22 protein-coding genes are annotated in these 19742 nt (G+C 64.8%); 2 read left to right on the top strand and 20 right to left on the bottom strand.

Annotated elements, in window-relative coordinates; translation table 11 throughout:
• Positions 1-47: 47 nt before the first annotated feature.
• From ABFX29_RS13400 to ABFX29_RS13330, 15 genes are all read right to left on the bottom strand, one after another.
• Positions 48-923, bottom strand: a complete 876-nt coding sequence (locus tag ABFX29_RS13400) for an OmpA/MotB family protein (protein WP_152228850.1) — start codon at positions 921-923, stop codon at positions 48-50.
• Positions 920-1705 carry a motility protein A gene (locus tag ABFX29_RS13395; protein WP_152228851.1) on the bottom strand — a complete coding sequence of 262 codons (786 nt, stop codon included), beginning with the start codon at positions 1703-1705 and terminating at the stop codon, positions 920-922. The genes ABFX29_RS13400 and ABFX29_RS13395 overlap by 4 nt, the downstream gene beginning before the upstream one ends.
• A complete protein-coding gene (locus ABFX29_RS13390; RefSeq protein WP_152228852.1) occupies positions 1705-2016 on the bottom strand; it encodes a flagellar FlbD family protein in 312 nt (103 codons plus the stop codon). The genes ABFX29_RS13395 and ABFX29_RS13390 overlap by 1 nt, the downstream gene beginning before the upstream one ends.
• Before the next feature lie 186 nt (positions 2017-2202).
• Entirely contained in the window at positions 2203-3366 is a 1164-nt protein-coding gene (locus ABFX29_RS13385) for a flagellar hook protein FlgE (protein WP_152228853.1), read from the bottom strand.
• Positions 3367-3421: 55 nt separating this feature from the next.
• The gene (locus tag ABFX29_RS13380; protein ID WP_152228854.1) at positions 3422-3928 is read right to left on the bottom strand and encodes a flagellar hook assembly protein FlgD; all 507 of its coding nucleotides are present in this window, start codon (positions 3926-3928) and stop codon (positions 3422-3424) included.
• Positions 3929-3943: 15 nt separating this feature from the next.
• Entirely contained in the window at positions 3944-5251 is a 1308-nt protein-coding gene (locus tag ABFX29_RS13375) for a flagellar hook-length control protein FliK (RefSeq protein WP_152228855.1), read from the bottom strand.
• Complete coding sequence (locus tag ABFX29_RS13370; RefSeq protein WP_152228856.1) at positions 5248-5907, bottom strand: C40 family peptidase; 660 nt, start codon at positions 5905-5907, stop codon at positions 5248-5250. The genes ABFX29_RS13375 and ABFX29_RS13370 overlap by 4 nt, the downstream gene beginning before the upstream one ends.
• On the bottom strand, positions 5904-6338 hold the full coding sequence (locus ABFX29_RS13365; protein WP_152228857.1) for a flagellar FliJ family protein: 435 nt from the start codon (positions 6336-6338) through the stop codon (positions 5904-5906). The genes ABFX29_RS13370 and ABFX29_RS13365 overlap by 4 nt, the downstream gene beginning before the upstream one ends.
• Positions 6339-6340: 2 nt before the next feature.
• Positions 6341-7762 carry a FliI/YscN family ATPase gene (locus tag ABFX29_RS13360; protein ID WP_152228858.1) on the bottom strand — a complete coding sequence of 474 codons (1422 nt, stop codon included), beginning with the start codon at positions 7760-7762 and terminating at the stop codon, positions 6341-6343.
• Positions 7759-8376 (bottom strand): FliH/SctL family protein, encoded by a 618-nt coding sequence (locus tag ABFX29_RS13355; RefSeq protein ID WP_152228859.1) that lies wholly within the window; start codon positions 8374-8376, stop codon positions 7759-7761. Before ABFX29_RS13355 ends, ABFX29_RS13360 begins: the two co-directional genes overlap by 4 nt.
• On the bottom strand, positions 8366-9490 hold the full coding sequence (gene fliG, locus ABFX29_RS13350; RefSeq protein WP_275124647.1) for a flagellar motor switch protein FliG: 1125 nt from the start codon (positions 9488-9490) through the stop codon (positions 8366-8368). Before fliG ends, ABFX29_RS13355 begins: the two co-directional genes overlap by 11 nt.
• The gene (gene fliF / locus ABFX29_RS13345; protein ID WP_152228860.1) at positions 9487-11097 is read right to left on the bottom strand and encodes a flagellar basal-body MS-ring/collar protein FliF; all 1611 of its coding nucleotides are present in this window, start codon (positions 11095-11097) and stop codon (positions 9487-9489) included. Before fliF ends, fliG begins: the two co-directional genes overlap by 4 nt.
• Complete coding sequence (gene fliE / locus ABFX29_RS13340) at positions 11097-11405, bottom strand: flagellar hook-basal body complex protein FliE (RefSeq protein WP_152228861.1); 309 nt, start codon at positions 11403-11405, stop codon at positions 11097-11099. Before fliE ends, fliF begins: the two co-directional genes overlap by 1 nt.
• A complete protein-coding gene (locus ABFX29_RS13335) occupies positions 11405-11797 on the bottom strand; it encodes a flagellar basal body rod protein FlgC (protein WP_152228862.1) in 393 nt (130 codons plus the stop codon). The genes fliE and ABFX29_RS13335 overlap by 1 nt, the downstream gene beginning before the upstream one ends.
• Complete coding sequence (locus tag ABFX29_RS13330) at positions 11797-12141, bottom strand: flagellar basal body rod protein FlgB (protein ID WP_152228863.1); 345 nt, start codon at positions 12139-12141, stop codon at positions 11797-11799. Before ABFX29_RS13330 ends, ABFX29_RS13335 begins: the two co-directional genes overlap by 1 nt.
• 237 nt (positions 12142-12378) lie before the next feature.
• Between ABFX29_RS13330 and ABFX29_RS13325 the strand changes: the two genes are divergently transcribed.
• A complete protein-coding gene (locus ABFX29_RS13325; RefSeq protein ID WP_152228864.1) occupies positions 12379-14769 on the top strand; it encodes an ATP-binding cassette domain-containing protein in 2391 nt (796 codons plus the stop codon).
• 22 nt (positions 14770-14791) lie between these two features.
• Here the strand turns inward: ABFX29_RS13325 and ABFX29_RS13320 are convergent, their stop codons facing one another.
• From ABFX29_RS13320 to ABFX29_RS13300, 5 genes are all read right to left on the bottom strand, one after another.
• Complete coding sequence (locus ABFX29_RS13320) at positions 14792-15136, bottom strand: hypothetical protein (RefSeq protein WP_152228865.1); 345 nt, start codon at positions 15134-15136, stop codon at positions 14792-14794.
• The gene (gene fliS / locus ABFX29_RS13315) at positions 15126-15566 is read right to left on the bottom strand and encodes a flagellar export chaperone FliS (protein WP_246167642.1); all 441 of its coding nucleotides are present in this window, start codon (positions 15564-15566) and stop codon (positions 15126-15128) included. The genes ABFX29_RS13320 and fliS overlap by 11 nt, the downstream gene beginning before the upstream one ends.
• Positions 15563-16903: a flagellar filament capping protein FliD gene (gene fliD / locus ABFX29_RS13310; RefSeq protein ID WP_152228866.1), complete on the bottom strand. Its 1341-nt coding sequence runs from the start codon at positions 16901-16903 to the stop codon at positions 15563-15565. The genes fliS and fliD overlap by 4 nt, the downstream gene beginning before the upstream one ends.
• Positions 16904-17152: 249 nt before the next feature.
• Positions 17153-18007: a flagellin N-terminal helical domain-containing protein gene (locus tag ABFX29_RS13305; protein ID WP_152228867.1), complete on the bottom strand. Its 855-nt coding sequence runs from the start codon at positions 18005-18007 to the stop codon at positions 17153-17155.
• A 123-nt stretch (positions 18008-18130) separates the two neighbouring features.
• On the bottom strand, positions 18131-18970 hold the full coding sequence (locus ABFX29_RS13300; RefSeq protein ID WP_152228868.1) for a sigma-70 family RNA polymerase sigma factor: 840 nt from the start codon (positions 18968-18970) through the stop codon (positions 18131-18133).
• 263 nt (positions 18971-19233) lie between these two features.
• Here ABFX29_RS13300 and ABFX29_RS13295 point away from each other — a divergent pair, with 263 nt between their 5' ends.
• Positions 19234-19719, top strand: a complete 486-nt coding sequence (locus ABFX29_RS13295; protein WP_152228869.1) for a flagellar protein FlgN — start codon at positions 19234-19236, stop codon at positions 19717-19719.
• Positions 19720-19742 lie beyond the last annotated feature (23 nt).

Below are 19742 nucleotides of genomic sequence, written 5' to 3'. Positions count from 1 at the left end.
TTGCTGGACCGTCACGCAGGGAACTATCGACCGCAGGGACTGCATGGTTAGTGGTTCGAAGCGGGCAGAACTTCCTTCTCTTCTTCGGCACCGGGCGCTTCAGGCTCGGCCGGGAAGGTGATCTCGCCGTTGACCACTGCGGGCATCAGCTGGCGTACGGCCTCTGACTGGGCGGACAGGACCACAATGTCCACGCGCCGGTTCTGTGCCAGTTCAGCTGCGGAGGTGCCGGGGTTCAACGGCCGTGATTCGCCGTATCCCACGGCTTTGATCCTGCTGTAGTCGATGCCGCCGGGCTCCATCAGGTAGCGCAGCACGTTCACCGACCTGGAGGAAGAGAGTTCCCAGTCCAGCGCGGAATCGGTGTACTGGCGCACCTGCGCCGTGTGGCCTTCGACGGACAGGTCGTAGGCGGTGGGCTGCAGGATGGGACCAATGACGTTCAGGACGTCCAGGGCTTCCGGGGTGAGGTTCGCGAGGTCCGGCTCAAAGAACATCTCCGAGCTCACCAGGCGGATCGTCAGGCCCCGTTCGTCGATTTCAAAACGCACGTCGTCCTGCAGGCCCTTGACTTCCAGGCCTTCCTGCAGGCGGTCGCGCAGTGCCGTAAGGTCCTGGACTTCCATGGCTGCGAGCATGGCGAGGTCTGCATCCGGTTCGAGGATTTCTTCGCTCTCCACCATGGTGGGAGGCACCACCACGCCCTTGGCGGTATCAACGGTGTTGGTTTCAACCTGGCCGAATCCTGTGGCCAGGGAGGCCTTGAGCTGTTCGAACTTGGCCTGGTCCACGGTGGACATCGCGAAGAGCACAATGAACATGCACATCAGGACGGTGACCATGTCCATGTAGGAAGCCATCCAGCGTTCGTCCGGGTGGTTCTCTTCCTCGTCCCGGCGCTTGCGGCGGCGTGGGGCACTCATGCTGCGTCGCTGGTCTCGCGCGGCTGGGAGCTCAGTTCATGCGCCGGAACCATGGCCCGCAGCCGCTCGCCGAGCAGGCGCGGCTGGCTTCCTGCCTGGAGGGCCAGGACGCCTTCCATCAGCAGGGTCATCTGTTCCACTTCAAGGTCGCTGAGCCGTTTGAGGCGGGCGCTGATCGGCAGCCAGATGAAGTTGGCCGAAAGCAGACCCCAGAGGGTGGCTACGAAGGCGGTGGCGATCATGGGGCCCAGGGTGTCCGGCGTGGAGAGGTTTTCAAGCACGTGGGTCAGCGACACGACGGTGCCGATGATGCCGATCGTGGGCGCATAGCCGCCCAGACTGTTGAAGAACTTGATGGCGACTTTGTCGCTCGAGGCCTTGGTGTTAATTTCGTCCTCGAGCAGGATCCGCAGCTCTTCGCCGTCGGTGCCGTCGGCAATGTTCTGCAGTGCCACGCGGAGGAACGGGTCATCGACTTCCGCGGCGTCCTGCTCCAGCGAAAGCAGGCCTTCAGAGCGCGCTTTTTCGGCCAGTGACACCACGTTGTCGATGGTCTCCTGGGGGTTGGGCTTCTTGCCCATAAAGGCGCGGGGCAGCGCCTTGAAGGAGAAGATGAAGTCCTTCAGCGTGCCGCCTGCCAGTCCTACGGCGATGGTTGCTCCAAAGACCAGGATCATGGGGGCGGGCAGCAGCAGGGCACTGAGGTGCGCACCTTCGAGGGTGATCATTGCATACAGCGACCCGAAGGCCAGCACGAGGCCGATGATTGTTGCCGGATCCATTATTTGTTCCTCGGACGAAGGGGCACGGTCTTGGTACTGCTCGCTGCCGGCGTCCCCCCGGCGCCCGCATCGGGAACCAGTCCAAGTCCGGTTCCCGGCCGCAGCGGAATCTGCGGGATGTCGCGTGCCATGGAGATCACCCTTGCCCGGAACTGGGCTATCAGCGCGATCACTTCGTCCATAGACTCCGTGACGATGTACTTGGCTCCGTCCACCATCACCAGCGTGGTGTCCGGATTGGCGTGGATGCGTTCAATCAGGTCAGGGTTGATCGCAAACTGAGCATCGTTCAGTCGCGTAAGAACAATCATGTGCCCGTCCCGGTTGCAGCGTCCGGCTTGGCTAAGCCGTCACCCTTACTTTCGGCAGACGGCCGGTATCGGTAAGGAAAGCGGGATCCAGGCCACCGGGACCGCAGCCGCAAGCGCCCTGCCGGACAAGACAGCAGGCCCCCGAACGATGGTGCGGGGGCCTGCTGCAGTGCCTGTCCGGACGGACTAGCGCTTCAGGTTGGTCAGTTCCTGGAGCACCTCGTCGGAGGTGGTAATGATGCGGGCGTTGGCCTGGAAGCCGCGCTGGGCAACGATCAGGTTGGTGAATTCCTGCGAAAGGTCAACGTTGGACATTTCCAGTGAACCGGCAATCGCGTTACCCATGCCGGGATCGCCCGGGCCGCCCAGGACGGGGTTGCCGGAGTTCACGGTGGCGGTGTAACCGGAGTTGCCGGCCTTCTCCAGGCCTGCGGGGTTGGTGAATGTGGCGACGGCGATGCGGGCCAGGGACTGCTTGGCACCATTGGTGAAGGAACCGATGATGGTGCCGTCCTTGGCAATGGAGAAGGACTCCAGGGTGCCGGCCGCGCGGCCGTTCTGTCCGGTGACCGAGGCAGTGCTGACGCCCGCGTAGCTGGTGAGGCCGGTGAGGTCCACCTGAACACCATTGACGTTCAGGGTTTGGGGGTTGGCTGTGTCCTGAATGCCATTGGCGAAGGCGAGGTCGACCGCCGGTCCGCCCGCTGACGCCGTCCAGCCACCCGCAGTGCGGGTGAAGGTCAGCGGAACAACCGTTGCGACGCCGTTAGCGTCGTAGACGTCCATGTCGCGTACAAATGTCCCGCCAACGGCCGTCTCGGAAGGCAGGTTGCCGCCGACCGTGGCCTGTGAGGTGGCGACGGCCGGGGCGATAGCGCCGTCGGGCAGCTGGACGTTGCCAACGGCACCGCCGGTGTTGATCACGCCGTCCACGCCGGTCCAGCCCTGGACGATCTTGCCGTCCGTGGTGACCAGGCGGCCGTCAGCGTCGAGGTCGAACGCGCCTGCACGGGTGTAGGTGGTCTGGGTGCCCTGCTTCGTCACGAAGTAGCCGTCCCCGGAAATCATCATGTCCGTGGCACGGCCGGTGGACTGGGCCGAGCCCTGGGTGAAGTTGGTGGTGATGCCGGAAACCAGCACGCCCAGGCCAACCTGCGCCGGGTTGCCGCCGCCGTTGTTGGCGCCGGGTGCCGTGGCGCCCTGGGTCAGCTGGGACAGCGTGTCCTGGAACTGGACCGCCGTCGCCTTGTAACCGGTGGTGTTGACGTTGGCGATGTTGTTGCCGGTGACATCCAGCATGGTCTGGTGGGAACGGAGGCCGGAGATTCCGGAGTACAGGGAGCGGAGCATGGGATACGCCTTTCAGCTGAGGGGTCTGGAAGCTGGTAAAACCTGAAGAGCCGGGTTACGCCGTCGTACCCGGGTTGCCGGAGCCTTCGCCGGTTCCGGAGCCTTCGCCGGTTCCGGAGCCTGCACCGGAACCGGGTGCCGGTGCCGGGACGCCCGGGGCCACTACTCCGGAGATTGCGTCCAGGAGGACGTCCACGCCGCCAACGCTCACTGTCGGCACTCCGTAGAGATATGAAACCGAATTCGCGGTTCCGGTTACGGACTCACCGGCTTCGTTGGTGTACGTGACCGTCTGGCCGATCAGTCCGGCAGCGGCCATGCGCATTTGCAGCGAGAAGTTCTCCTCGCTCATGGTCGCCATGTTGGTGAGCTGTTCCATGGTGGCCAGCTGCGTCGTCTGGCCGATCATCTCGTTGGTGTCCATGGGCGAACTGGGATCCTGGTTGCGCAGCTGGGTGACCAGCAGGGTCAGGAACAGTTCGCTGTCCATGACCTGTTTGGGTGCGCGCACGGGCTGCGTGGCGGTGGCTCCGCTGGATGGTGCTACTGCTTCTACCGGCATGGGTGGTTCTCCTTCTCAGGCCAGGATGTCGAGGGTTGTGTGCGGACCGTTTTCCACGGCCCGGAAGATCTGCTGCACGGGCAGCGGCGCCGCATCGGCTTCTGCCCTGTGGCGTCCTGCGCCGGAGTCGGCGGTTTCACCGCGTCCGTCCGTTTCAGAGCCGGGCTGGTCCTGCGTTGAGAGGGACAGCGAGGTGTTCATCCCGGCACCGGAAAGGTCCCGGCGGAGGTCCGTCAGGATGGTCCGGAGAGCTTCGCGCCCCGCATCGCTGGGCGCGAAGAGTTCCACCCGGATACCGTCCGCGCTGACGTGGGCGCGGACCGTGACAGGACCGAGATTCTCCGGCGTCACGCTGAGGGTCATCACGTGCTCCCCCGCAGAGGCGCTGCTGAGGCTGAACAGCGGCTGGCTGACCTGCGCCAGGAACGGCGCAGGCTGGGCCGGGGCCGGAGCCTGGACCGGTGCCGGCGCCGTGATCTGCGCCGGCGGCACGGAGACGGCCGGTGCAGCCATTGCCGGGGCAGCGGGCTGCGCGGGCTGCTGCCCCGCCCTGCCCGGCTCCGTGACGGCATCGGAGCCTGCCTCCACAGCAGGGGTGGCCTGGTTCCCCGTTCCGGTGCCGGTCACGGGGGTGGCGGGTGCCGCCGGAGCCTGGTCGGTGCGTACGGCCCCTGCGGCCCGTTCAGCGTGCAATGCCCCGGGCGCCATTGCACTGGTGGACTCGGGCACTTGGCCTGTGCGCTCTCCCGGAGCAGCAGCCGGGAGTGAGTTCTCTTCAACGTTGTTTGAGGCTGCGGCCTGAATTGCCGCGGCGGCAGTGGCCGTTACGGGTGCGGCGGCTGTGGCCGCAGCAGCCGTGGCAGCTGCATTGCCGGTTGCATTGCCGCCCGCGGTATCTCCGGGGGCTCCCGCGGGCACACCGGCAGTGCTGCTGGGCAGCTGGCCGGTGGAAGCCCGAAGGTCAGCTGATCCCTCATTCGTGCCCTCCGACTCCGCAGGGGCAGCACCTGCTCCGGACAGCTGCGCCTGAAGCTGCAGTTCCAGGCCAGCGGGAAGGACGAGTCCATCCAGCGCGGGAGCAGGGGCTAGAGGAGCAGCTGCGGCAGCGGTCTCAGCGGCTGTTGCGGCGGAGCCGTCACCTGAAGCTGAACCCGAGCCGGAGTCAGCTGCTGCGCCGGACTGGTCCCGGGTTCCGGGCAGTGCTTCGGCGGCGGCTTCGAGTGCCGTCCCAAAGCCGGCTCCTCCGTCCGAGCTGGAAGAGGACCCGGCTGACGCGGATGCTGCTGCGGGCCGTGCCGTCAGGAAAGCGGCGGGTACGCTCATGCGCCGGCCCCCATCAGGGAAGCCTGCATGGCACGTGCCGAGGCAACCATGTCAGAGATCGCCGCGGCGGCAGCCGGTGAGGCAGCGCCCGTAACCGAGGCAGTGGTTTCCGCCGGCAGGATCCGCCGGATCGTGGTGATGTTGGAGTCTGTCTCCCACGCATCGCGGATCTGGATGGTCTTGCCCGGCTGCGGGGCGTCCACCGCCTTGCCGTTGCCCAGGTAGATGGAAACGTGGCCGCCGTCGTGCGTAAAGAGCAGGTCACCGGGCTGCGCCTGCGCAAGGGAGTCAACCTTGGTACCGGCGTTCATCTGGTCCCAGGTCACCCGCGGAAGGGTATACCCGAGATCCTTGAACACGTTCTGCACGAAGGAGGAGCAGTCCAGGCCGACGGCCGGGTCGTTCCCGCCCCAGATGTAGGGCAGGCCAAGGTACTTCTCCACCGAGCCCATGAGCGCTTCGTTCGTTGCGCCTCCGGCCTGGGCGGAGGCGGATCCGGTCAGCGCGGTCAGTGTGGCGGCGAAGTCGCCTCCGCCGGTGCCTGCCGCTGAAGTTCCGGACGCGCCGCCGGAGGCCTTGGCTGCGGCGGTTCCCGCGAGTGCGTCGATTGTGGAACGGATTTCCTGGATCCGGCCTATCGCGTCGGGCATGCTCATTTGGAGGCTTCTTTCTGCCGGCGGTGCCAGGCTGTGCCGGCAAGTTCATCCAGGATGCTCTGTTCGGTGCGCAGGTCTTCCACGGCAACGGCGTCTGAATGCTTGGATTCAAGCTTTTCAAGTCCCACGGAGCGTGCACGGGCTGCCTGGAACTCTGCCTGGGCCGTGTTCACCGCGGCGCCCTTGAGCTCTTCGGCTGCCAGCAGGTCCGCCAGCATGCTGCGGGAGGAAGCCCGTGCGGCTGCGATCGCGTTCAGGGTGGCGGCGTCGGCTGCCTCCAGCGGCGTTGCCGCCAGGGAATCGTAGGCTTCGCTGCGAGCTTCGGTGCTGCGGCGCAGATCGGCGTTGGCGGCTGCCAGGTTGCCGGCCGCGCTGTCCTGCTGCAGGCGGCGCAGGCGCAGCAGGCCGGCGAGCGGAAAGTCCCGTCCCATGTCTAAACCCCCAGATTCATGGTGAGCCGATGCAGCTGGTCCCAGGCGGAATCCGCCGGAGTCTGTTCGTCCATCCGCTGCTGCAGGAACGCATTGATGGAGTCCTCGTGGTCCACGGCCGCGTCCACCAGCAGGTTCGTCCCGCGCTGGTAGGCGCCGACGTCGATCAGGTCCTGTGCGGACCTGCGGGCCGCAAGCACCCGGCGCAGGCTGGAAGCTGCCTGGCTGCGCTCCTTCGGGTTTACCCGGGAGGCCACGCGGGAAATGGAGCCGAGCGCGTCCACGGACGGGAAGTGGCCGGAAACGGCAAGCTTCCGGTCCAGCACAACGTGTCCGTCCAGGATGGAGCGGGCGGAATCGGCGATTGGCTCGTTGTGGTCATCTCCGTCTACCAGGACGGTGTACATACCGGTGACCGAACCGGTTTTGTCCGTTCCGGCGCGTTCCAGCAGCTGGGCCAGCAAGGAGAAGGTCGACGGCGGGTAGCCGCGGGTCGCGGGCGGTTCCCCGACGGACAGGCCGATCTCGCGCTGGGCCATGGCCACGCGTGTCAGGGAATCCATCATGAGCATCACGTCGGCGCCGCGGTCGCGGAAGGACTCGGCAATCCGGGTGGCAACAAACGCTGCGCGCAGGCGCATCAGCGCGGGTTCATCGGAGGTCGAGACGACGACGATTGAGCGGGCCAGCCCTTCCTCGCCGAGGTCGTCCTCAAGGAACTCGCGGACTTCGCGGCCGCGCTCCCCTACCAGTGCGATCACGGACACTTCGGCATCGGTACCGCGGGCGATCATGGAGAGCAGGGATGACTTGCCCACGCCGGAGCCGGCGAACAGGCCCATGCGCTGGCCTTTGCCAACGGTGGTCAGGGTATCCAGCACCCGGACGCCAAGCTGCAGGGGTTCCGTGATCCGGGAGCGCTGCATGGCCGGGGGCGTGTCGTGGTCCAGCGGAACGAACTGCTCCACCTGCAGCGGACCCTTGCCGTCGATCGGGCGGCCCAGGCCGTCCAGCACCCGGCCAAAGAGTCCGTTTCCGGTGGGCACACGCAGTGGCATGCCCTTGGACCGGGCAGGGCTGCCGGCAGTGAGGCCGGCAAGGCGCCCGAAGGGCATGCAGCGCACGCCGTCACGGGTTGCGGCTACCACTTCGGCGTCAACTTCCGCGCCGGGGGCGCCCAGGCTGACCAGGTCCCCCACCGCGCAGTCCAGTCCGGTGACTTCAACGCTCAGCCCGACGACGGTGGAGACTTTGCCAACCCGCTGCGGCCGGGCAGCGGCCAGGGCGTGCCCGAAGGCCTCGCCGCGGGGCCGCCAGAGCACGGCCTTGGAAACCTGGGCGCGGCGCCGTTCACGGCGTGAGGGCAGCGCGGCGGGTTCGTCGCGTTCCGGGACGGGGGTATGCGGATTCGCAGTGAGCGTCATGCCGTATCCCCCAGCAGAGCTGCCCTGGCCCGGGACAGGGCCGAGGCAAGCGTGGCGTCAAGGAAACCATCAGGGAACTCGGTGACTGCATCGCCCCGCTTCAGCGAGGGGTCGGCAGTAAACACCACTCCGGCCTGGTTCAGCACGTCATCGCCCAGGACGGCCAGGTCCGCGGGATGCATCCGCACCTGCTGGACCAGCCGGACATCGACTCCGGACAGGGCACGGTCAAGAGCGGCGCGGGATGATGTCTCGCCGTTAGCGAGTTCGCGTCCCAGGAGTGCTTCTGCCAGTTCGAGGGCGGCGGCCGCCAGCGAATCCTGCACTTCGGCGATCACCGGCACGGTCTGCTGCGCCACGCTTTGCTCCGCTGCGTTCAGCAGCGCCAGCGCGTGGTCTGCGCGGGCACGCAGCGCGGCGGTTTCGGCGTCGAACCGGGTTTTGAGTTCCTGCCGCAGGCGTGCCGTCTCGGCGGCAGCGGCGTGCAGGCCGGCCGCGTAGCCGGCTGCATGTCCCTGCGCCCGGCCCCGTTCGGCGGCACGTTCTGCGTCGTAGCCGCCCAGTGCCGGGTAGGCCATGCGTGCGAAGGTGCGCTCCGGGGACTCAGTAGACATACTCTTCCTCGTCCGCGTGGTGGATGGTGATCGCGCCCTGGGCCTCCAGGTCGCGGATCGCCCGCACGATCGTGGCACGGGCCTCTTCCACCTGGGACAGGCGGGCGGGACCCGACGCGGCGATCTCGTCGTCCAGGATCTCGCGGTTGCGTTCGGAGACGTTGCTCCGCACGGTTTCCAGCACGGTTTCGCTGGCGCCCTTCATGGCCAGGGCCAGGACGGCGACGTCGATGCCGCGCAGCACCAGCTGCACGTCGCGGCGTTCGAGCTTGGTCAGGTCAGCGAAGGTCAGCATCCGCGAGCGGACTTCTTCTGCCAGATCCGGATCCCGTGCGTCCAGGGCCTCGAGGATGGCACGCTCAGTGGCGGCGTCGGCACGGTTGATGATGTCCACGAGCGGCTGGATGCCGCCAATCTGGTCCGCGGCTTCACGGGCAGCGCCGACGGCGGTGGCACGGGCCTTGAGCGTCTCTGCCACGATGCGGATCGCTTCGGGAGTGGCCCGGGACATGTTGGCGATGCACTGGGCAATGTCCGTGCGCAGCTTGTCCGGGAATCCGCCGATCACGGCAGACGCCCGCTGCGGGCGCATGTGGGCCAGGACCAGGGCGATGGTCTGCGGCAGTTCGTTCTCCAGCAGGCTCACCACCTGGGGTGCTTCGGCCCGTTCCAGGAATTCGAAGGATTTGCCCGCCATCGAAGAGGCCAGCCGGTCCATCACCCCGGATGCGCGTTCAGTGCCGAAGGAGGCTTCCAGCAGGCCCATGGCGACGTCGCGTCCGCCGTGGGCGCGGCGGCGTCCGTCCACCGTCATGTCGTAGAACTCGTTGATGACGGCTTCAACCGAGTTGACGTCAACGCGGCGGAGGTTCACGATCTCCGCGGCCAGTTCCTGCGCCTCGGCTTCGGTGAACTGCTGCAGCACGGTCGCTGCGCGGGAGGTTTCAAGCTGCATCAGGATGACGGCAGCTTTCTGCATGCCGGTCAGTTTCGGCAGCACCGGGGTGGCCGCAGGGGTGCGGACCGCGGGAACCGCCGCGGTGGGCGCATCCTGCAGTTCGGCGTCAGGTGCGGTCATCGTGGCCACTGCGGTTCCGGAACTCTGTTCGCTCATACCCGCTGCCCCTCATCCATGAAGTTGCGCAGATAGTCCGCCGTGCGGACCGGATCCTGCAGGGCCAGGTGGTCAAGTTCCTCAAGCTTGCGCTCGGAATCGGCTGCGTTCGCCACAATCCGCAGTGAGGCGGTGTCCACGGGCGGCTCCAGGGCAGCGCGGCCCTGGTCCTGGCCGATCATCGCCAGTCCGGCGGGAGGTGCCAGCGGATCGAGCTCCGGCAGGATGCCGATGTCCACGGCCTCGCGGTTCTGGCGGCGGGACCGGATGGCGTAGGCCACCAGTGCAATGATCACGGCCAACACGATGCCGGCAGCCAGGATGCCCATCCGAACCAGTTCGGCCCGGCGTTCAGCTGCCTCGGCTGCTTCGGCAGCAGCCAGCGCTTCCTGTGCGGCCTCGGCACCAGCAGCGTTGAAGGCCACCATCTCGACCGTGAGCTGGTCCCCGCGGGCGGTATCGATGCCGGCGGCGTTAGAGACCAGTGCCCGGATGTCGGCTACGTTCATGCCCGCAGCAGTGGCAGCGTTCAGGGCAACCGAAACCGTCTGGCGGTTCAGTGCACCGGCCGGGATTTCCCGGGTTTCCGTCACCTTGTTCACCGCATTGTTCTTGGTGGTGGATTCGGAGTTGTAGGCACCGTCGTCGCCGCCGCCGTTGGGGACGGCGATATTGTCCGGGCCAAGGATCCCGGCCGCGGTGTTGCCGTTGGCCCCGCCGGTGTATTCCTCAGTGGTGGTGGCTTCGTTCAGTGCAGGGTTGCCGTCCGGGTTGGTAAAGGTTTCCTCCACCCGGTTCGCGGATTCATAGCTCATGTCCGCAGCGACGGCCACGGTGGCGTTGCCGGGGCCCACCACCTTGTCCAGCATGCTCTGCACGGAGCCGGCGACCCGCTCTTCGTAGTCAGTGGCCTGCTTGTCCGCGGAACCGGTGGCACCCACGCCGACGGCGGAAAGCACGGTTCCGGTCGAATCGATCACGGCCACATTGGTGGCTTTCATGCCGTCGATGGCTGCGGAGGTGAGGTGCACGATTGCCTGGACTTGGTCCCCGGTAAGGGTCACTCCGCTCTCCGTTTCGATGAACACAGAGGCAGTGGGGTCCACTTTCTCCGAAACGAAGACCGTCTCTTCCGGCAGCGCGAGCTGCACGGAAGAGGTCTTGACACCGTTCAGGGCGCCGATGGTCTTGGCAAGCTCGCCTTCCAGGGCCCGCTTGTACGTCACCGACTGCTGGAACTCGGAGGAGGTTACGCCCATGTTGTCCAGCAGCGAGTACCCACCCGTGGAGGAAGCCGGCAGTCCGGCGCCGGCGGCCTTGAGCCGCTGGTCGTAGACGTTCTGCTCAGGAACCATGATCGTCCCGCCGCCGTTGGCGATCTCATAGGGGACGCCGTCGGCCTGCAGCTGCTCAACGATGGTGTTGGCATCGGAGGGCTGAAGGCCGGAGAAAAGCGGCGAATAGGAGGGCTTGGAGGCCCAGCTGGCCAAGGCAAAGATGCCCAGGGCCAGTACAGCGATACCAATCAGCGCAAGGGTCTTCTGCGCCAGGGTGAACTGGCTGATGGTTTTTCCCAAACGGCCAAATGCCGCGTTCACCTGTGTCATTACGCCTGCATCCGCATGATCTCGTTGAAGGCGTCAACGCTCTTGTTGCGGACGGCAGCCACCAGTTCCAGGGTCACGGAAGCGCGGGTGGACGCAATGGTCGCGGCGTGGATGTCGTCCAGGTCTCCGGTGACTGCCTTGACGGCCAGCTCCTTGGACGCGGAGGAAAGCTGCTGTGCGTTGTCCACGGCTCCTGCGAGCTGGGTGGCAAAACCTGAGCCATCCGTGGCCTGGGCGGCCGGGGCGGTGTTCTCGAGGTAGGCGGTAGGCATGGTGCCGGCAACGGCGGTGATGGCTGGTACGGGCATCAGGAGCGTCCAATCTGGAGGGCGGCTTCGTAGGTGGCCTTGGCACGGTCAACGACGGCGGCATTCGCCTCGTAGCCGCGCTGCGCCATGATCAGGGCGCTCATTTGTTCGGCCATGTCGATGTCCGGGTAACGGACATATCCGTCTTCATCGGCCAGGGGGTGGTTCGGTTCGTGGACTATCCGGCCCTCTGCGTCCCCGTATTCAACTCCCGAGACGTAGACGCCGGTGTTGGCGGCGCCTTCCTGGGCAACGACGTAGCGGGCCTGGAAGGCGGCGCCGTCTGTGGAGGAAGCGTTGTTCATGTTGGCGAGGTTGTCCGAGACAGCATCCAGCCATTTCCGGTGGACGGTCAGGGAGGTACCGGCAATGCCGATTGCGTCAAATGTCATTACTGGGTCCTCATGGCGGTGCGGAGGGAGTTCGCTTCTCCGCCTACGGCCTGGGAAGCGAACTGGAAGCGCAGGACGGTGTCGATGTTGGACAGGGTTTCGGTGTCCAGGTTGACGTTGGAACCGTCCAGGCGCGTGGGCTCAAGGGAACGGGCGGAGCTCGCCTCGGTGAAGGCCTTGTTGCCGGCCTTGACCGACTTGGAGAGGGCGTCTTCGAAACTCACCCGCTGGGCGTGGTAGCCGGGGGTGTTCACGTTGGCGATGTTGTTGGCAATGGTGCGCTGGCGCAGGGCCAGGCCATTGAGTGCGCTTTGCAGCGCCACCGAGGACACGGAGTCGAACACAGAAAACCCGCTTCTTATGGGGGAACAGAGCGGCCGATCCGTGGCCTGTTGCGTGAGCTATCCATGCTCACTGTTGGTTATCGGCGCGTCACCGGCGCGTGTAAGTACTTTCGCCGTTGTTCTAGGTAATTGGTGGCGGGTATCCAAGTAGTGAACCGATCAGGAACAAAGAAGCGCAGTGTCCCACCGCACAGGTAACGTGGCACTTCACACCGCGGAACCCTCCAGGGAGAAATCATGAGCACGGCTACGGATCCGGCAACCCAGTCCCCCACCGTCCACCCTGCGGACAGCCACGATCTCATCAGGGTCATCGGTGCCAGGGAGAACAACCTCAAGGACATCGACGTCGACATCCCCAAGCGGCGGCTCACGGTCTTCACCGGTGTTTCCGGATCCGGGAAAAGCTCACTGGTCTTTGCCACGATTGCCGCGGATTCCCAGCGGATGATCAATGAAACATACAGTGCGTTTGTCCAGGGGTTCATGCCCAACCTCGCCCGGCCCGACGTCGACCGCCTGGAAGGGCTGACGACGGCGATCATCGTGGACCAGGAGCGGATGGGCGCCAATCCACGGTCCACCGTAGGCACAGCCACCGATGCCAACGCCATGCTGCGTATCCTCTTCAGCCGCCTCGGGAATCCGCACATTGGCTCCCCCAACGCCTACTCCTTCAACGTTCCCTCCGTGAAGGCATCCGGCGCCATCACGGTGGAACGCGGCGGCAAGACCAAAGCGGAGAAGGCCACGTTCAACCGGCTGGGCGGCATGTGCCCGCGCTGCGAGGGTATGGGGAACGTCAGCGACTTCGATCTCACCGTCCTCTTCGACGACTCCAAGTCCATCCAGGAAGGCGCACTGACCATCCCCGGCTACAGCATGGACGGCTGGTACGGGCGGATCTTCAGCAACACCGGACTCTTCCCGGCGGACAAGCCGATTGCGCGGTTCACCAGGAAGGAGCTGCAGGCGCTGCTCTATGCGGAGCCGACCAAGCTGAAGGTGGACGGCATCAACGTCACCTTCGAGGGGCTCATTCCGAAGATCCAGAAGTCCATGCTGTCCAAGGACCGCGAGGCGATGCAGCCCCACATCCGGGCCTTCGTGGACCGCGCGATTACGTTCAGCACGTGCCCGGAGTGCGGCGGCACCCGGCTGGCACAGGAGGCGCTGTCCTCCAAGATCCGGGGAATGAACATCGCCGACCTGTGTTCACTGCAGATCAGCGACCTGGCAGCGTGGGTGCGAAAACTCGACGAGCCTTCGGCGGCTCCACTGCTGGCCGGACTGCAGCACCTGCTGGACTCCTTCACGGAAATCGGTCTGGGCTACCTCTCCCTGGACCGGCCCGCGGGAACACTGTCCGGCGGCGAATCCCAGCGGACCAAGATGATCCGGCACCTCGGCTCCTCGCTGACCGACGTAACCTACGTCTTCGACGAACCGAGCATTGGACTGCATCCGCATGACATCGAGCGGATGAACCAGCTGCTGCTCGCGCTCCGGGACAAAGGCAACACCGTGCTGGTGGTGGAGCACAAGCCGGAAATGATTGCGATAGCCGACCACGTAGTTGATCTCGGTCCGGGAGCAGGTTCCGGCGGCGGGGAAATCTGCTTCGAGGGAACGCTCGACGGCCTTCGCGCCTCCGGAACCGTCACAGGTGGCCACCTGGATGACCGGGCGCAGCTAAAGGAGTCGGTCCGGGAGCGTTCGGGAGTGCTTGAGGTCCGCGGTGCAACGTTGAACAACCTGCAGGACGTCGACGTCGACATTCCGCTCGGCGTCCTGTGCGTCTTCACCGGGGTGGCGGGATCCGGCAAGAGTTCCCTGATCCGCGGCTCGGTGGCGAAGCGGGACGGCGTCGTCGTCATTGACCAGAGCGGGATCAAGGGGTCCCGGCGGTCCAACCCGGCCACCTACACAGGGCTGCTTGAACCGATCCGGAAGGCTTTCGCCAAGGCCAACGGGGTGAAACCGGCGCTGTTCAGCTCCAATTCCGAGGGCGCGTGCCCGGTCTGCAACGGTGCCGGAGTCATCTACACGGACCTGGGAGTCATGGCCACGGTGGAGTCCACCTGCGAGGAATGCGGCGGCAGGCGCTTCCAGGCTGCCGTGCTGGAGTACACGCTCGGCGACAGGAACATCGCCGAGGTCCTGGCGATGTCTGCAGCGGAAGCGCTCGGGTTCTTTGCCAACGGCGACGCGAAGACCCCGGCGGCGCACAAGGTCCTGGCACGGCTCTGTGACGTGGGGCTGGGATACCTGAGCCTCGGCCAGCCGCTGACCACCCTTTCCGGCGGCGAACGCCAGCGGCTGAAGCTGGCGGCGCAGATGGCTGAGAAGGGCGACGTTTACGTCCTCGATGAACCCACCACCGGCCTGCACCTGGCGGATGTGCAGCAGCTGCTGGGCCTGCTGGACCGGCTGGTGGATTCGGGAAAGTCGGTGATCGTGATCGAGCACCATCAGGCGGTGATGGCCCATGCGGACTGGATCATCGACATGGGTCCGGGTGCGGGGCACGACGGCGGACGGATCGTGTTCGAGGGTACGCCGGCGGATCTGGTGGCCGGAAAATCAACCCTGACCGGGGAACATCTCGCGGCCTATGTGGGCGGCTGATGCCTTGTCTTCCCGGAAGCTCCTAGCCTGCGACGTCCAGATAGACCGCTCCGCCGGATGATGCGCTGGGGACACTGCGGATCAGTTCGGCCTGCTGCCGAATCATCCGCGATTCGTTGCGCAGCTGCGCATAGGCACGCTGCTGGGCCATTGAAAGCAGCCGGGCACGCGTGGCGAATTCTGCCGGCAGCGGGCCCAGTTCGTGCGGCGGGTGCCAGGCGCTGGCAACGGTGCGGGCCTGGTCAAGGACCGTGGAGCCGTCCATAAAAGCTTCGAGGTTGTCCTCAAGCTGGGTCAGCACTTCGTCCCAGCGTTCAAGGTTTTCCTGGTGCGGGGTGAGGTACTCCCCCAAAGGTTCAGCCGACACCGAGGGTACCGCCCGTTGAGGTTGTCCCGGCGGAAGGCGCCTGGGCGGGAAGCTGGGCCGCGGCTTCGTGCCAGGCGTCCCGCAGCGGTTCAAGCAGGTTGATGCACTCCCGGGTCATGGCCGCACTGTGCTGCAGGTTGGCTTCCACCATTGCCTTCAGAACATAACCGTAGATGGCCTGGAGGTTCTCGCCGCCCTCCCACTCGTCAACCTTCAGCGTGCCGCTGAGTTCGGCGACGATGCTCTGGGCGTGGATCAGCTGTTCGCTGGCGGCCCTCCAGTTGCCGGCCTGCTGGGCGGCTTCAGCCCGGTTCAGGTCCAGGAGCATCCGGTCATAGAGCATGGTCAGCAGACGGACCGGAGACGCAGACATGACGGCATCACGGATAAATTCGGCGCGCTTGGCCTGCAGCCCGTAGCTCACGGTCACTTCTTTCCTGAGCTGGAGGTGTTCAGTGAGGCCAGTTGGCCGGTCAGCCAGTCCTGCTGGCTCTGCAGCTGGCTGAGCTTCACTTCCAGGTTGCCCCAGATCATCTTGAGCGTGGATTCGCGGCTGGCCAGCCGCCGGTCCCAGTCTTCGATCTGGGTGTTGAGCGCCTTAATCGTAGATTCCTGGCCCGTAATGCGCTGGGTGATCAGGCCATCGTACTTATCCGAAGCAACCTTGCCGGCAGCCTCAACGCGTCCGGCGATGGTCTGCAGCGTCTCTTGGGTCTTGGTCGGATCAGCTGCCATGGCTTCGGCGAATTTCTCCGCATTGAACTCAACGGTGCCGTCTTTGGTAATCACCACGCCGATTTCCGACGGGGAACGTCCGTCAATCGGTGACGTTGCAGCTTCCATCATCTGCCGCTTGACGTCCCGGATCCCGGCGTCGCCGGTGAACACACCTCCAGAGGCCTTGGTGCTGCCGGAGGACGTGGAGACCGTTACGGCGCTGTTGCGGTTGATGTACGCGAACATATCAGCCAGCCCGGCAACCAGGTCCGAAGCGACCTTGGAGATGGCTTCATCATCCCGGGCCACGTTGATGGTCAGCGCAGTGTTGGCCGGAGTGTCCGCCGCGAGGGTGATGTCCACACCCGGCATCAGGGCCTTGAAGGTATTGGTGGAGGAGGTGATCTCCTGCGCTGCGGGCGTACCCGCCCACAGGGTGAGCTTTGCGTCCTGCGCCGACTTGAGTACGTCCATGTCCGTGCCGCCGAGGGTGGCCGTGAACGCGCCTTCGGAGCCGGTTTTGGCAGCGGTGAACTGAACCCGGTACTGCTGGACGCCGTCGACGCTTCCGGTGGCAATCTTCACGCCGGTAACGCCGAGGTTGGCTTTGTTGACTTCACTGATGACCTGGTCCAGTGACTTGTCCGTGGTGTCAAAGGACGTCACGGCGCCGTTGGCGGAGATGGCCAGGACGCTGTTCGAGGGCCACGCTGCCATAGCCGAGGACAGGGAAACCTGGGCTGTTGCGGTCTGCGACACGGAAATGTCCAACGAGCCTGCGGCGGCACCCGAGGTGGTTGCGGCGGTCACCTTGTCCGACGTGGTGCTGGCCTTGAAGAGGTCCGTGCCGGCGGGCTTCGATACTTTGGCGGCGCTCTCCGCCAAGGAGGCGATTTTGGTGTTGAGGTTCTGCAGTGCCGTGACGAACGTCTGGGTGCTGCTGACCCTGGTTTTCAGCAGGACCTGCGGCCGCGCTTCGATATCCATGAGCTGCTTGATCATTTCGGAGGTCTTGATCCCGCTGATCAGTCCGTCGATGCCTAGCGCCATGCGAATGCTCCTTGTACGTTTCCCTCAGGTTCTGGCCCGCTGCTGCGGAGGGAAAAAGCCGGTGTGGTTCTGCTGAAAGTTTGGGACCGCGGGCCGAGGCCGGATAAAACGCCGCAGGCAGGGAATGGACTGGCGGGAAAAGTGTGAGGTCCAAGTCATTCTTCTCCCACCAGCGGCCATTCACCTGCCGGTCAAGCGGTTAGTGCTGGTTGCGCTACGGCCGAAGCCGTCCCGCGGATGATTCCGTTATTACTGCAGGAGCTGCATAACGCCGGAGTTCATCTGGTTAGCCTGGGCCAGCATGGCCGTGGCAGCGCTGGACAGGATCTGGGACTTGGTGAAGTTGCCCATTTCCTGTGCCATATCGGTGTCGCGGATACGGGAGTTGGCAGCAGAGAGGTTTTCAACGGAGACCGCGATGGAGCGTGCGGTGGATTCCATCCGGTTCTGCTGTGCACCCAGGTCTGCACGAGCGGTGGAGACGCTCTTGATCTGGTTGTCCAGGGTCGTGATCGCACCTGAAGCAGCAACCTGGTTGGCCGGCTGGTCTGCGCCGCCGGCAACATCGATAGCGGCAACCGCAGCTGCAACGATCGTGATGTCGGTGAGGCTAACTGCGATTTCGTTGTTTGCCGCACCGGCGTTGGAACCAACCTGGATCTTAAGGTCGGAAGCAGCAGCCGCAGTCGTCAGCAGTTCAATGCCGTTGAAGTTGGTGCTGGTGGCGATACGCGACAGTTCAGAGGCCTGGGCCGTGATTTCTGCCTGGATCGCCGTGCGGGAGTCAGCGTTGTTCGTATCGTTGGCTGCCTGGACGGCCAGGTCGCGAACGCGGTTCAGGATGTTGTGAACCTCGGTCAGGGCGCCTTCAGCGGTCTGAATGAGGCTGATGCCGTCCTGGGCGTTGCGGCCGGCAACCTGAAGACCGGAGATCTGGTTCTTCAGACCTTCGGAGATAGCCAGGCCGGCTGCGTCGTCAGCTGCACGGTTGATGCGCAGGCCGCTGGAGAGGCGCTCCACCGACTTGGACTGAGCCGTCTGGTTCAGGGTCAGGTTACGCATCGCGTTGAGCGAAGAGACGTTAGTTGCAATTGTGAAACCCATGATGAATTCCTCCGTGATTGGGCGATAACTACGAGGCCCGTCCGTGGGCCTGTACCCCTAGCTATCGACCCTCATCACACGGGTGTTAGGAATTCAGAAAAGAATTTTCAACCATTTTAAGAGCTAGGACACGGCAGCGTTAAGTCCGTGTCCCGGAACGTGGAAGGTGGGTCCGTGGTGCGGATCCTGGCGGGTCAGGCCGCCCGTGGTCCACTCCGCCACTGAGGCAAGGTAGGCGTTGCGCCGGGCCGGAGAAATCCGGGACTCGATCGGCGCCGGAGCGTCCGTGTCTGAGTAATGCGTGCCCAGGCCGTCACGGAGCAGCCGGACAGCTTCGGCACGCTGCTGCGAGACAGCCGAGTGTGTGGCCCCCAGTTCAGCGGCAAGGTCCTTGACCGAGCGGTCGTGGAAGTAGACCTGCTCCACGATGTAGCGCATCTTCTCCGGCAGGGCAGCCACCGCGGCCCGCAGGTACTGCATCCGTTCGGCCGAGAGGGCAGAACCTTCAGGCGAGGGCAGCGCGCTCACCAGGGAGTCCGAGGCGGCGTCGTCAAGGTGGGACACGGTGCGTGAGGCATCGGACAGGGCGTCCTCAGCGGCAGCGCGGTCAACACCCATGGCGGAGGCAATCTCGTCCACCTTCGGTGACCGGCCCAGGGCAGCGGTGAGCGCTTCCTTGACGGCGAGTGTTTCCTTGATGCGCTTGCGTGCGGTCCGCGTAGCCCAGTCGTTCGAGCGCATTTCATCAGCGAAAGCGCCAACGATCCGGCGTCGTGCGTAGGCTCCGAACGGAACCCCAAGCTCCGCATTAAAAGAGTCAGCAGACGTTATAAGGGCAATTGCCCCAACCGAAGCCAGATCATCCCTGGAAAGATGCGTGGCTTTGGCACACACCTCTGAGACCAGATATCCGACCAGCGGTAAGTTCTCCACAACCAGGCGGTTGCGTTCTTCGCGATTCAACTTTTGGACCCCCAAGTCCTTGTTCCCCAACAAAATACGCTGACCGCTTGGACAGGAGCTGAGTCTCCCGCTTCAACCTTCACTTTGGCGCAATAGCTGCAACATACCACTAACATTGGAAGGACAAGCGCCGATAGGTGTTTCCGACGGATTAAAAGTTTTTCGAGCCTGCACATCGCGGGTGTCTTTGACCCCGTTGCGGGGTATGTCCGTACCCCTCGGAAGATAAGACATTTGCGTGCGTCGCAGGAGGTGAGCAAGGCATGGGAACCCAGAAACTATCCGCATTACTCTGGGAAGAACGGGAGCTGCTGGAGCTCCTGACCTTCAAGCTCGAAGAAGAACAGCTGCTTCTTACCTCCGGCAAAACCCGCTGGCTGCAGCACGCCACCCGGGAAGTCGAACAGGTTCTTGAACGCCTGCGTGCCGCGAATCTGGCCAGGACGGTAGCCGTTTCCGAGCTCGCACAGGAGTGGGGCATAGCCGAAGATGCAACTCTTCGGCAGATCATTGCCGCTGCTCCTCCCGGACCGTGGACTGAGATCTTCACGGCCCATCTGCAGGCGATGACGGAACTGACGGTAAAGATCCGTGATCTGCGCGACACGAACGAGCAGTTCCTGCGGACTGCTGCGCGCTCGGCCCAGGAAACCCTCGCGGGCCTGGGCTCTGAAAGCAAGACGTACACGTCCAACGGCACTTCAGCCGGCACCGGAAGCGGCGCCCGGATCGTGGACAAGCAACTCTAAGACCGTGAACAAAGGAACCAGCA

The sequence above is a fragment of the Arthrobacter gandavensis genome (genome assembly GCF_039528575.1).
In the GTDB taxonomy this organism is placed as follows: Bacteria; Actinomycetota; Actinomycetes; order Actinomycetales; family Micrococcaceae; genus Arthrobacter_B; species Arthrobacter_B citreus_B.
The sequence above is the reverse complement of the archived record's forward strand: the minus strand, read 5'-3'. Positions and strand labels throughout refer to the sequence as shown.

What these genes read in the sequence shown, in the direction of transcription:
- ABFX29_RS13355 (WP_152228859.1), bottom strand. Translation starts at nt 8,376, where the DNA reads ATGTCTACTGAGTCCCCGGAGCGCACCTTCGCACGCATGGCCTACCCG.
- ABFX29_RS13325 (WP_152228864.1), top strand. Translation starts at nt 12,379, where the DNA reads ATGAGCACGGCTACGGATCCGGCAACCCAGTCCCCCACCGTCCACCCT.
- ABFX29_RS13360 (WP_152228858.1), bottom strand. Translation starts at nt 7,762, where the DNA reads ATGACGCTCACTGCGAATCCGCATACCCCCGTCCCGGAACGCGACGAA.
- ABFX29_RS13365 (WP_152228857.1), bottom strand. Translation starts at nt 6,338, where the DNA reads ATGGGACGGGACTTTCCGCTCGCCGGCCTGCTGCGCCTGCGCCGCCTG.
- ABFX29_RS13295 (WP_152228869.1), top strand. Translation starts at nt 19,234, where the DNA reads ATGGGAACCCAGAAACTATCCGCATTACTCTGGGAAGAACGGGAGCTG.
- ABFX29_RS13335 (WP_152228862.1), bottom strand. Translation starts at nt 11,797, where the DNA reads ATGACATTTGACGCAATCGGCATTGCCGGTACCTCCCTGACCGTCCAC.
- ABFX29_RS13400 (WP_152228850.1), bottom strand. Translation starts at nt 923, where the DNA reads ATGAGTGCCCCACGCCGCCGCAAGCGCCGGGACGAGGAAGAGAACCAC.
- ABFX29_RS13370 (WP_152228856.1), bottom strand. Translation starts at nt 5,907, where the DNA reads ATGAGCATGCCCGACGCGATAGGCCGGATCCAGGAAATCCGTTCCACA.
- fliF (WP_152228860.1), bottom strand. Translation starts at nt 11,097, where the DNA reads ATGACACAGGTGAACGCGGCATTTGGCCGTTTGGGAAAAACCATCAGC.
- ABFX29_RS13375 (WP_152228855.1), bottom strand. Translation starts at nt 5,251, where the DNA reads ATGAGCGTACCCGCCGCTTTCCTGACGGCACGGCCCGCAGCAGCATCC.
- ABFX29_RS13380 (WP_152228854.1), bottom strand. Translation starts at nt 3,928, where the DNA reads ATGCCGGTAGAAGCAGTAGCACCATCCAGCGGAGCCACCGCCACGCAG.
- fliE (WP_152228861.1), bottom strand. Translation starts at nt 11,405, where the DNA reads ATGCCCGTACCAGCCATCACCGCCGTTGCCGGCACCATGCCTACCGCC.
- ABFX29_RS13395 (WP_152228851.1), bottom strand. Translation starts at nt 1,705, where the DNA reads ATGGATCCGGCAACAATCATCGGCCTCGTGCTGGCCTTCGGGTCGCTG.
- ABFX29_RS13385 (WP_152228853.1), bottom strand. Translation starts at nt 3,366, where the DNA reads ATGCTCCGCTCCCTGTACTCCGGAATCTCCGGCCTCCGTTCCCACCAG.
- fliD (WP_152228866.1), bottom strand. Translation starts at nt 16,903, where the DNA reads ATGGCGCTAGGCATCGACGGACTGATCAGCGGGATCAAGACCTCCGAA.
- ABFX29_RS13390 (WP_152228852.1), bottom strand. Translation starts at nt 2,016, where the DNA reads ATGATTGTTCTTACGCGACTGAACGATGCTCAGTTTGCGATCAACCCT.
- fliG (WP_275124647.1), bottom strand. Translation starts at nt 9,490, where the DNA reads ATGAGCGAACAGAGTTCCGGAACCGCAGTGGCCACGATGACCGCACCT.
- ABFX29_RS13305 (WP_152228867.1), bottom strand. Translation starts at nt 18,007, where the DNA reads ATGGGTTTCACAATTGCAACTAACGTCTCTTCGCTCAACGCGATGCGT.